This is a genomic window from Allobosea vaviloviae, assembly GCF_001298265.1.
GTDB lineage: Bacteria > Pseudomonadota > Alphaproteobacteria > Rhizobiales > Beijerinckiaceae > Allobosea > Allobosea vaviloviae_B.
Genome location: NZ_LGSZ01000035.1, coordinates 57,732 through 67,397, shown reverse-complemented (window position 1 = coordinate 67,397; position 9,666 = coordinate 57,732). Strand labels below are relative to the sequence as shown.

13 protein-coding genes are annotated in these 9,666 nt (G+C 65.8%); 10 read left to right on the top strand and 3 right to left on the bottom strand.

All coding sequences use genetic code 11. From position 1 onward, the window contains the following. The coding region (locus AE618_RS11180) for a HAMP domain-containing protein (protein WP_156330219.1) at window positions 1–1,145 on the bottom strand (1,145 nt) is incomplete at its 3' end. Window positions 1,146–1,434: 289 nt separating this feature from the next. Here AE618_RS11180 and AE618_RS11175 point away from each other — a divergent pair. Both AE618_RS11175 and AE618_RS11170 read left to right on the top strand, forming a co-directional pair. Continuing rightward, complete coding sequence (locus tag AE618_RS11175) at window positions 1,435–2,448, top strand: complex I NDUFA9 subunit family protein (RefSeq protein ID WP_054209147.1); 1,014 nt, start codon at window positions 1,435–1,437, stop codon at window positions 2,446–2,448. Next, complete coding sequence (locus AE618_RS11170; RefSeq protein ID WP_082365186.1) at window positions 2,441–3,112, top strand: HAD family hydrolase; 672 nt, start codon at window positions 2,441–2,443, stop codon at window positions 3,110–3,112. The genes AE618_RS11175 and AE618_RS11170 overlap by 8 nt, the downstream gene beginning before the upstream one ends. Window positions 3,113–3,201: 89 nt before the next feature. Here AE618_RS11170 and AE618_RS11165 read toward each other — a convergent pair whose 3' ends face one another. Then, window positions 3,202–4,197 carry a 2-hydroxyacid dehydrogenase gene (locus AE618_RS11165; RefSeq protein WP_054209146.1) on the bottom strand — a complete coding sequence of 332 codons (996 nt, stop codon included), beginning with the start codon at window positions 4,195–4,197 and terminating at the stop codon, window positions 3,202–3,204. A 199-nt stretch (window positions 4,198–4,396) separates the two neighbouring features. On the opposite strand from AE618_RS11165, the gene AE618_RS11160 reads away from it, so the two are divergent. From AE618_RS11160 to AE618_RS11155, 3 genes are all read left to right on the top strand, one after another. Then, on the top strand, window positions 4,397–4,933 hold the full coding sequence (locus AE618_RS11160; protein ID WP_054209145.1) for an SH3 domain-containing protein: 537 nt from the start codon (window positions 4,397–4,399) through the stop codon (window positions 4,931–4,933). Between the two features lie 120 nt (window positions 4,934–5,053). Beyond that, window positions 5,054–5,209 (top strand): DUF5993 family protein, encoded by a 156-nt coding sequence (locus AE618_RS28460; RefSeq protein ID WP_197280753.1) that lies wholly within the window; start codon window positions 5,054–5,056, stop codon window positions 5,207–5,209. A gap of 10 nt (window positions 5,210–5,219) precedes the next feature. Then, entirely contained in the window at window positions 5,220–5,798 is a 579-nt protein-coding gene (locus AE618_RS11155; protein ID WP_054209144.1) for a disulfide bond formation protein B, read from the top strand. A 4-nt stretch (window positions 5,799–5,802) separates the two neighbouring features. Here AE618_RS11155 and irr read toward each other — a convergent pair whose 3' ends face one another. After that, window positions 5,803–6,267 (bottom strand): Fur family transcriptional regulator Irr, encoded by a 465-nt coding sequence (gene irr, locus AE618_RS11150; RefSeq protein WP_054209143.1) that lies wholly within the window; start codon window positions 6,265–6,267, stop codon window positions 5,803–5,805. Between the two features lie 551 nt (window positions 6,268–6,818). On the opposite strand from irr, the gene fabA reads away from it, so the two are divergent. The 5 genes from fabA to AE618_RS11120 all read left to right on the top strand — a co-directional run bounded on the left by fabA (window position 6,819) and on the right by AE618_RS11120 (window position 9,655). After that, window positions 6,819–7,331 (top strand): 3-hydroxyacyl-[acyl-carrier-protein] dehydratase FabA, encoded by a 513-nt coding sequence (gene fabA, locus AE618_RS11140; protein ID WP_054144085.1) that lies wholly within the window; start codon window positions 6,819–6,821, stop codon window positions 7,329–7,331. A gap of 112 nt (window positions 7,332–7,443) precedes the next feature. Beyond that, a complete protein-coding gene (gene fabB, locus AE618_RS11135) occupies window positions 7,444–8,670 on the top strand; it encodes a beta-ketoacyl-ACP synthase I (RefSeq protein WP_054209141.1) in 1,227 nt (408 codons plus the stop codon). 10 nt (window positions 8,671–8,680) lie between these two features. After that, entirely contained in the window at window positions 8,681–8,953 is a 273-nt protein-coding gene (locus AE618_RS11130) for a DUF3303 domain-containing protein (protein WP_054209140.1), read from the top strand. A gap of 53 nt (window positions 8,954–9,006) precedes the next feature. Next, window positions 9,007–9,246 (top strand): type II toxin-antitoxin system VapB family antitoxin, encoded by a 240-nt coding sequence (locus AE618_RS11125; protein WP_054209139.1) that lies wholly within the window; start codon window positions 9,007–9,009, stop codon window positions 9,244–9,246. Between the two features lies 1 nt (window position 9,247). After that, the gene (locus AE618_RS11120) at window positions 9,248–9,655 is read left to right on the top strand and encodes a type II toxin-antitoxin system VapC family toxin (protein ID WP_054209138.1); all 408 of its coding nucleotides are present in this window, start codon (window positions 9,248–9,250) and stop codon (window positions 9,653–9,655) included. Window positions 9,656–9,666 lie beyond the last annotated feature (11 nt).

Here is a 9,666-nt window from a genome sequence, read left to right as displayed (position 1 = left end):
GAGGTCACCTGGATCGTGCGCACCGTCGCGGACAGACGATCGACCGTATCGTTGATCGCCCCCTTCAACTCCGCGAACTTGCCGCGATAGGCGGCATCCACCCGCACCGTCAGGTCGCCCTCGGCCACTGCCGACAGCGCCCGGGCGAACTCGCTCGTCGCCGAATCCACCACCGCGTTGATCTCGTTGATGCCGGACACCAGCTTCTGCATCTGCTCGTCGGCCTGGTCGATCTGGAGTCGCGCCGAGAAATCGCCGGCTGCCGCAGCCGCCACGACCTCGCCGACATCCGAAACCACCGCCTCCATCGACTGGGCCCGGGCGAGACGCGCCGCGGCAGCCGCATGCTCCTGTTGCTGCAGCACGGCAACCTGCTCGCTGCTCTGGCGCAGCACCGAGACGGCACGCGCCATCGCGCCGATCTCGTCGCTGCGCTGGGTGTGCGGCACATCGACGCCATGGTCGCCGGCGGTCAGCCGGTCCATCACGCCGCCGAGATCGAGCAGCGGCTTGATGATCGCGCGCCGGGAAAAGACCACGGCCCCGGCAATCGAAAGTCCCAGCAGCACCAGCATGCCGATCGGCAGCCCCAGGCGCATCATGCTGACGAAGGCGGAGGCCTCGGCGGCGGTTGCCTCTCCGGCCTGCTCGTTGAAGCGGCTGAAGTTGGACAACTCAGCGACGAGAGCGGTCCGGTTGCGGCGGCTGGCCTCGCTGTTGCCCCAGGCATCGGCGGCGCGCCCGGACACTTCCTGGGCCAGACGGGCGGTTTCGATACGGGTTGCGGCAAAATCCGAAACCAGCTTGCTGATCGTGTCGGTGCGCTCGCGTGCGCTGGCGGGAGCGAGCGCCAGGAAGACCTTCAGCCGCTCATCGACCCGGCTCAGACCCTTCTCGATCGCGGTAAAGGCAATCTTCGCTTCGTTGGGGTTGCGCGCCATATAGGCCAGGCGGGAATCCTCGCTGAGCTGGTTGACGGCGACGTTGAGGCGTTCCGTGGACAAAGCGACGTCGCCCTGATCCGCGACACGCCGGTTCATGGTCTCCAGCGCGGAGATGCCGATGAGCGCAGCTGCCAGCGCGATCACGGCGCCGATGGCGACGATGCCGATCAGACCGAGGATCTTGTCCCGAATGGATTTCATCGTCCGCGCCCAGCCTTTTGAATCGATTGATTTGGGGATTCTAGAGGCGCGAGCTGAAAGCCCCGTTAAGTATCATCGGACAAAACAGGAACATTTAATGGGTCCCGCGGAAATCTCGAATGTTTTGCGAGACTTGTGGCTGTTTGTGCGGCATGGGCCGCCCATCTGTTGGGCAGCCCCTTCCTTTTGGCGCTGGCGCATCGTGGCGCCCCTGCGCCAAACGCCTTTCCACAGCGGGGCGAAATGCTTTAGGAGCGTTCCAATCCAGCGCGCGCGAGGCAAGCCGACCATGGCGAATGATCTGTCCCTTCCGAGCCAGCAACTCGTCACCGTCTTCGGCGGCTCCGGCTTCGTCGGGCGCCATGTCGTGCGCGCGCTCGTCCAGCGCGGCTACCGGGTTCGCGTCGCGGTGCGCCGGCCCGATCTCGCCGGCTTCCTGCAGCCGCTCGGCACCGTCGGGCAGATCCACGCCGTCCAGGCCAATCTGCGCTACCCCGATTCGGTGGCGGCGGCGGTCAAGGGCGCGGCCGCGGTCGTCAATCTCGTCGGCATCCTCCAGGAGGGCGGACGTCAGACCTTCGCCGGCGTGCAGGCCAATGGCGCCCGCGCGGTAGCCCAGGCCTGCGCCGCGGCTGGCATTACGCGCGTCGTGCATGTCTCGGCCATCGGTGCAGCGTCCGAATCGGGCTCGGTCTATGCCCGCAGCAAGGCGGAAGGGGAGGCGGCTTTCCACGCCTCGGTCCCCGGCGCGGTGGTGCTGCGCCCTTCGATCGTCTTCGGCCCCGAGGACGGCTTCTTCAACCGCTTCGCCGCGCTGGCGCGGAGTCTGCCGGTGCTGCCGCTGATCGGCGGCGGCGAGACGAAATTCCAGCCGGTCTTCGTCGGCGACGTGGCCGAGGCGGTCGCACGCGCCGTCGAGGGGCGTGTTCCCGGCGGCCGGATCTATGAGCTCGGCGGGCCGGAGGTGAAGAGCTTCCGCGAGCTCATCGTCGACATCTGCAAGGTCACCGACCGCAAGCCCCTGCTCGTCTCATTGCCGTTCCCGCTGGCGCGGCTGCAGGCGCGCATCCTGGAGATCGTCAACGCGCTGACGCTCGGCCTTCTGCCCGATGCGCTGATGCTGACGCGCGATCAGGTGAAGCTGCTCGAAAGCGACAATGTCGTCTCGGCAGCGGCGGTGGCGGAGGGCCGCAGTTTCGAGGCGCTCGGCATCGCGCCGGTGTCGGTCGATGCGGTCGTGCCATCCTATCTCTGGCGCTTCCGCAAGGCAGGTCAGTTCGATACCGCCCGCAGCGATGCCTGATCTCGTCATTTACGACTGCGACGGCACGCTGATCGATACCGAGACGCTCTATGGCGAGGTCAGCCTCGCGGCCTGCCATGCGCTGGGTCTGACCAGCTGGACCATCGACCACTATGTCGACAGCATCGTCGGCATCCCCTGGTCCGATGGCGTCAAGATCATCGAAGCGGCGCATGGCCGTGCGCTGCCGGCCGATTTCGAGCAGAGAATCGAGGATGCCGTGGCCTTGCGGCTCGAATCAGAGCTGCGTGCCTTGCCCGGCGTGCGCGAGGCGCTCGAGGCGATCGGCGGCCGTCGCTGCGTCGCCTCCTCGACCAGCCTCGCGCCGCTGCGTCGCAACCTCGCCATCACCGGCCTGATCGATCTCTTCGATCCGCATGTCTTCTCGGCCTCGCAGGTGGCGCGCGGCAAGCCCCATCCCGACGTGTTCCTCCACGCCGCGGCGCAGATGGACGTGCAGGCGCAAGCCTGTCTCGTCATCGAGGATTCCGTGCCCGGCGTGCGCGCGGCGATTGCGGCCGGCATGCGCGTCGTCGGCTTCACCGGCGTCTCGCATGACAAGCCGCGCAGCGCAGCGCGTCTGGTCGATGCCGGGGCGCTCGCGGTGATTGACGATTTCCGGCAATGGCCGGCGCTGGTGTCGGAGCTGCGTGCCGCAGCCTGACGCGGCCGCGGCGTGATTTTGACCATCTGAGACCTGGACCCTCGGAGACCTTGCCCCTCCGAGACCTTGCCCCTCCGAGACCTTGCCCCTCAGAGCATGCTCGGCAGCACGCGGTCCGGTGGCTTGTGGCCGTCCATGAAGGTCTTGATGTTGACGATGACCTTCTCGCCCATGTCGGCGCGGCCCTCATGCGTGGCCGAGCCCATATGCGGCAGCACCACGACGCGGTGATTGCGCGCGAGCTTGAGCAGGCGCGGATTGACGGCCGGTTCGCTCTCGAAGACGTCGAGCCCCGCGCCGGCGAGTTCGCCCGCCTCCAGCATGCGCGCCAGCGCGCTCTCGTCGACGATCTCGCCACGCGCGGTATTCACCAGGATGGCATCCGGCTTCATCAGCTTGAGCCGCCGGGCCGAGAGCAGGTGATAGGTCGCCGGCGTGTGCGGGCAGTTGACCGAGACGACATCCATGCGTGCCAGCATCTGGTCGAGCGAATCCCAATAGGTCGCGTCGAGCTTCTCCTCAATGCGGGCATCGAGCCGGCGGCGGTTGTGGTAGTGGATCGAGAGCCCGAAGGCGGCCGCGCGGCGCGCCACGGCCTGGCCGATGCGGCCCATGCCGACGATGCCGAGCCGCTTGCCGCTGATGCGTCGACCCAGCATCCAGGTCGGCGACCAACCCGCCCACTCATCGTCGGGAATGACGCGGGCGCCTTCGGCGATGCGCCGCGCCACGGCGAGGATCAGCGCGATCGTCATGTCGGCGGTATCGTCGGTCAGCACGCCCGGCGTATTGGTCACGGTAATGCCGCGCTGCACGGCGCTGGCGACGTCGATATTGTCGACGCCGTTGCCGAAATTGGCGATCAGCCGCAGCTGGTCACCGGCCTGGGCGATCAGCCCGGCATCGATCCGGTCGGTCACGGTCGGCACGAGCACGTCGGCAACCTTCACGGCCTCGACCAGGGCTGCCTGGCTCATCGGGCTGTCGTCGATGTTGAGCCGGGCGTCGAACAGCTCGCGCATGCGCGTTTCGACCACGGCGGGCAGTTTGCGCGTGACCACCACCAGCGGCTTTTTCTTCGACATGGACGGCTCCCTCTTCCGCTGTCTGTCGCGGCCGCCGCCTTTTGGCCTCAACCCCCCATTAACCGCAGGGCTTCAGGAATGAGGACGGCGTGATCGCTCGACGTGCCCGATCTCTAAGTGGCAGGGCGGCGGATGACAACATGACCCTTCGCCGGGGGGCGCGGGCGACGGGGTGTCACGACCGATGGAGACCGGACGAATGGCAGGTGTGGCGATGCGTGGCGTTTTGTCGGGGCTGCTGCTGCTCGCGGCGATGGCGACCAATTCGGCCTCATGGGCTCAGGATACGCAGGCTGGGTCCGTCACAGGGTTGCCCGTGCCGCGTTATGTCAGCCTGAAGACCGACCGCGTGAACCTGCGCGAGGGGCCGTCCAAGGAACACCGGACCCGCTGGGTCTATCAGCGCGCCGGTCTGCCGGTCGAGGTCGTCGCCGAATTCGAGACCTGGCGGCGCGTTCGCGATGCCGACGGCTCGGAGGGCTGGGTTCTGCACAGCCTGCTGTCGGGACGGCGGACCGCTCTCGTCGCACCCTGGTCGAAGGTGAAGGACGAGACCTTCATGTTGCGCAAGGAGGCCGATGAGGGCTCCAGCGTCGTGGCGCGCCTGCAGCCCAACGTGATCGCCAATGTCGCGTCTTGCGCCAACTCCTGGTGCCGGATCAGCATCGCCAACACCGAAGGCTACCTCAAGCAGGAGCGCCTCTGGGGAGTCTACCCCAACGAGAAGGTCGATTGATCCATCGGGCCCGCCTCGCGCCTATTTTTCAAAGCTGCAATCTCGCCTTAAGGCGCGCCCCTCTAGGCTCAGCTCAAACAGGCGGTCAGTCGCATCCGACCGCGCGGCAGGGGCTGCGTCATGATGAGTATTCCATTCTTCGGCCTGCTGGCCGGCTTGCTCTGCGTGCTGGCAGGACAGCGACGCGCGGCGCTGGGCTTCTGGGGGAGCTCGATGGTCTGCCTGCTGGTTCTGTTCAAACTGCACGCCACCGATCCCCTGAACGTCGTGCTTTGAGGGCAGGGACATGACCGCTTCCGTCGCCCGCGCCCTCAATGGTTTCGGCTTGCTGGCCGTCAGCCTGATCCTCGTCGTCGCGTTTGCCGACCAGATCGTGCTGGGCGAGCTGCCTTGCCCACTGTGTATCCTCCAGCGCGTCGGCTTTGTCGGCGCGGCCTTCGGGCTGGCGCTGAACGTGAAATTCGGCCCGCGACCCAGCCACTATGCGGTGGCGATGATCTCGGCCTTCATCGGCGCGATGGTCTCGCTGCGCCAGACGCTGCTTCATATCGTGCCCGGTACGGGCACCTATGGCAGCGCCATCATGGGCATGCATTTCTATACTTGGGCCCTGGTGATCTACTGTCTGATCATCCTGGGCTGCGCGGCGATGCTGCTGTTCGACCGCCAGTTCCTGGCGACTGGCGAGGCTGCCTCGGACTGGTCGCAGCGCTCGCGGGCGGCCACTTTCGGCATGGCCATGGTGGCGCTGGCCGCGTTGCTGACTCTCGGCAACAGCATTTCGACGGTGCTGGAATGCGCGGGCGGCCTGTGTCCCGACAACCCGGTCGACTATCTGCTGTTGCCCGGCTCGCCGCGGCCGTGAAACGTCAGCCGGCGATCTTGCGCAGTCGCACAACCACATCGACGCGGGCGATCTCGTAGCCTGCGGGCGGCTCGGGCAGGGCCGCGACATCGACGGCCTCGGCGGGGATGTCGATCACCGTGTTCTCGCCATCGACGACGAAATGATGGTGTTCGCTGCTGTCGGTGTCGAAGAAGGTCTTGGCGCCGTCGATCGCCAGTTCGCGCAGAAGCCCGGCCTGGGTGAACTGGTGCAGGGTGTTGTAGATCGTCGCGAGCGAGACCGGGATCTTCTCCTTCATCGCCTCTTCGTAGAGCATCTCGGCGCTGATGTGCCGGTCGCCACGGGCAAACAGCACCCAGCCGAGCGAAACGCGCTGCCGCGTTGGGCGCAGGCCCACGCGCCGCAGGCGCTGGCGTATGTCGTGGAAGGGGCAGCCCTTGCGAATGGTCGATCCATGGCCCTCTTGCTGGGAAATCAGATCGCTCATCGCTACTGGCCTGTCCTCGTCGTTAAAAAAGGTCGCGGAGTGCGCGTGCCGTGCAGGCGCTTCTTTAGACGTGATGTAAGGCTTCCAAGGGTTGCTCGCAAGTTAAGGGGCTCCGAGCAAGCCGCATCACGATCCCGCACCTCGCGCGGGGCGGCCTCTCGATCGCAAGGCGCAGTCGCGGTTCTCGCCGGTGCCCGGCGCATTCTCTGGGACGCAGCGGGCTGTCGGCGGCGAGCCGCAGAGAGTGTCGAGCTGCCGGAAACCGACGCAGCGCTGCGTTTCGACATGCCGATAACCCGGTCCGCCCTTGCAGCCGCAGCCGCTGCAGGGCGATTCGTCGAGATCACAGCCCTGGGCCGAGACCCGCGCGGAGGCGAGGCTGATCAGGACAATCAACGCGATAGGATGCATGGAGAAACCTATCGCGGGCGCTCCCGAAGGCAAAGTCGTCATTCTCGACGCCCGCCGCCCTTTCGTTCGGGGCTGACGCCGTGTTAGGCACGGCCTGACTATCGCCGCCGGGCTGGCGGCCGGGATGGAGCGAAACTGGCATGCAGCGGCAATCGTCTTTCAGCTACGAGGAGATCCTCGCCTGTGGCCGCGGGGAGCTGTTCGGGCCGGGCAACGCGCAATTGCCACTGCCGCCCATGCTGATGTTCGACCGCATCAGCGAGATCGCCGAGGATGGCGGCCCCAATGGCAAGGGCTTCGTGCGGGCCGAATTCGACATCAAGCCCGACCTCTGGTTCTTCGACTGCCACTTCAAGGGCGATCCGGTGATGCCGGGCTGCCTCGGTCTCGACGCGCTCTGGCAGCTCACCGGCTTCTTCCTGGGCTGGCTCGGCCTGCCGGGCCGCGGCCGGGCGCTTGGTGTCGGCGAGGTCAAGTTCGCCGATCAGGTGCTGCCCTCGGTCAAGCAGGTCGTCTACGGCGTCGAGTTCAAGCGCGTCTTCAAATCCAAGCTCGTGCTCGGCATCGCCGATGGCTGGCTGGAGGCCGATGGCAAGCGGATCTACACGGTCAGCGACATGCGCGTCGGTTTGTTCAAGCCCGAAGCGGCCTGAGGAAAAGCGCGCTGCGGGCTTGCGCGCGCCAGTCGCGCAGTCCATTTGCGCGGTATCAATCAAGCGCGCCGGATGCCGTTTCGGCCAGGCGCGATGGAGCCGGAGAAGAAGCATGAGACGCGTCGTGGTCACCGGGATGGGCATCGTCTCGTCCATCGGAAACAACACGCAGGAAGTGCTCTCCTCCCTGCACGAGGCGAAGTCCGGCATTTCCTTCATGCCTGACTTCGCCGAGCATGGCTTCCGCAGCCGCGTCGCTGGCGTGCCGACGCTCGATCCCTCGACCGTGCTCGATCGCCGCGCCATGCGCTTCCATGGCGGCGGGTCGGCCTGGAACCAGGTCGCGATGGAACAGGCGATCACCGATTCCGGTCTCGAGTCGGCCGAGATCAGCAACGAGCGCACCGGGATCATCATGGGCTCGGGAGGTCCGTCCACCCGCGCCCTGATCGACGCCTATGACAAGGCCGTCGAAAGCGGCTCGTCGAAGAAGGTCGGTCCCTTCGCGGTGCCCAAGGGCATGTCGTCGACGGCCTCGGCGACGCTCGCCACCTGGTTCAAGATCAAGGGCGTCAACTATTCGATCTCGTCGGCCTGCGCGACGTCGAACCACTGCATCGGCAACGCCTACGAGTTGATTCAGTGGGGCAAGCAGGATGTCATCTTCGCTGGCGGCTGCGAGGAACTGGACTGGACGCTCTCGGTCCTGTTCGACGCGATGGGCGCGATGTCGACCGACTACAACGAGACGGCGGCGCGCGCTTCGCGTGCCTATGACGTCAACCGTGACGGCTTCGTCATCGCCGGCGGCGCGGGCGTCGTGGTGCTGGAGGAACTGGAGCACGCCAAGGCGCGCGGTGCCCGGATTTATGGCGAGATCGTCGGCTATGGCGCGACCTCGGACGGCTATGACATGGTCGCGCCCTCGGGCGAAGGCGCCGTTCGCTGCATGAGGATGGCGCTGAAGGGTCTCAACACCAAGGTCGACTACATCAACCCGCATGGCACCTCGACCCCGGTCGGCGACGCCAGGGAGATCGAGGCGATCCGCGAGGTCTTCGGCTCTGGGGACAAGGCGCCGCCGATCTCCGCCACCAAGTCGCTGACTGGCCATTCGCTCGGCGCCACCGGCGTCCAGGAGGCGATCTACTCGCTGCTCATGATGAACAACGATTTCATCTGCGAGAGTGCCCATATCGACGAGCTGGATCCCGCCTTCGCCGACATGCCGATCGTGCGCAAGCGCATCGATAATGCAGGCCTCGGCTGCGTTCTCTCGAACTCCTTTGGCTTCGGCGGCACCAATGCCACGATCGTGATGAAGAAGCTCGAAGTCTGAGGAGCCGCCGATGCTGTTCATGGTGATCGAGCATTTCGATCAGGCGCGGGTGAAGGAGATCTACGCCCGTTTCCATGAGAAGGGCCGCATGGCGCCCGAGGGCCTGACCTATCTCGACAGCTGGATCTCGGCCGATTTCAGCCGCTGCTTCCAGATCATGCAATGCGACGACGTCACGCTGCTGCAGGAATGGGTGCTGGCCTGGGGCGATCTCGCCCGCTTCGAGATCGTGCCGCTGGCGTCGTCAAAGGACACGGCGGCGGCGGTGAAGAAGCATTTGTAGCGTGACGGGTGGCGTCTAGACGGATACAAAGTCCGTCTAGACGGGGAACCGAGATGGCTTTTCATATCCGCGATCCGGAGGCTGATCGTGCCGTGCGGGAACTGGCGGCGCGCAAAGGCGTCAGCCTGACCGATGCGGTCAAGCAGGCTGTTCAGAACGAGCTTCTCCAAATGAACCAGAACGTGCCGTTTCTGGAGCGCATACGGGATCTTCAGCTGCGGGTGGCGGCCTATCCCAAGACGGGGTTGAAGGCCGATAAGGCGTTCTACGACGAATTGTCGGGCGACATCTAGCATGTATGTCGATGCGTCCGTGATAGTGGCTATCCTCCTTGAAGAGGCCGGTTTCGAGCAATTCGGGCAGCCACTGACAGGTCAGGGACGGCGCTTTACCTCGCCGCTCGCGATCTATGAGGCGACAGTCGCCCTGGTCCGAGTGCGCGGCGTCGCGGTCGATGTGGCCAGGGCGACGGTGCTGGATTTTCTGGCGCGTGGCGCCATCGGCGTCGAGCCGCAAGAGGCCGCCCATGCCAATGGCGCACTCGCTGCGTTCGACCGTTTCGGCAAGGGCCGGCATCCGGCTGCGCTGAATATGGGCGATTGCTTCGCCTATGCGGCTGCGCAACTCGCCGGAGCATCCATCCTCTTCAAAGGCGACGATTTCAGCCAGACCGACCTGCCTTCCGCTCTCCCTTCCTCCTGACGCCAGAACCG

Bases quoted from the DNA above. Each gene is read 5' to 3' on its own strand.
- AE618_RS11155 (WP_054209144.1), top strand. From the start codon at position 5,220: ATGACCGCTTCCGTCGCCCGCGCCCTCAATGGTTTCGGCTTGCTGGCC.
- AE618_RS11160 (WP_054209145.1), top strand. From the start codon at position 4,397: ATGGCAGGTGTGGCGATGCGTGGCGTTTTGTCGGGGCTGCTGCTGCTC.
- AE618_RS11170 (WP_082365186.1), top strand. From the start codon at position 2,441: ATGCCTGATCTCGTCATTTACGACTGCGACGGCACGCTGATCGATACC.
- AE618_RS11125 (WP_054209139.1), top strand. From the start codon at position 9,007: ATGGCTTTTCATATCCGCGATCCGGAGGCTGATCGTGCCGTGCGGGAA.
- AE618_RS11120 (WP_054209138.1), top strand. From the start codon at position 9,248: ATGTATGTCGATGCGTCCGTGATAGTGGCTATCCTCCTTGAAGAGGCC.
- fabB (WP_054209141.1), top strand. From the start codon at position 7,444: ATGAGACGCGTCGTGGTCACCGGGATGGGCATCGTCTCGTCCATCGGA.
- AE618_RS11130 (WP_054209140.1), top strand. From the start codon at position 8,681: ATGCTGTTCATGGTGATCGAGCATTTCGATCAGGCGCGGGTGAAGGAG.
- fabA (WP_054144085.1), top strand. From the start codon at position 6,819: ATGCAGCGGCAATCGTCTTTCAGCTACGAGGAGATCCTCGCCTGTGGC.
- irr (WP_054209143.1), bottom strand. From the start codon at position 6,267: ATGAGCGATCTGATTTCCCAGCAAGAGGGCCATGGATCGACCATTCGC.
- AE618_RS11175 (WP_054209147.1), top strand. From the start codon at position 1,435: ATGGCGAATGATCTGTCCCTTCCGAGCCAGCAACTCGTCACCGTCTTC.
- AE618_RS28460 (WP_197280753.1), top strand. From the start codon at position 5,054: ATGATGAGTATTCCATTCTTCGGCCTGCTGGCCGGCTTGCTCTGCGTG.
- AE618_RS11165 (WP_054209146.1), bottom strand. From the start codon at position 4,197: ATGTCGAAGAAAAAGCCGCTGGTGGTGGTCACGCGCAAACTGCCCGCC.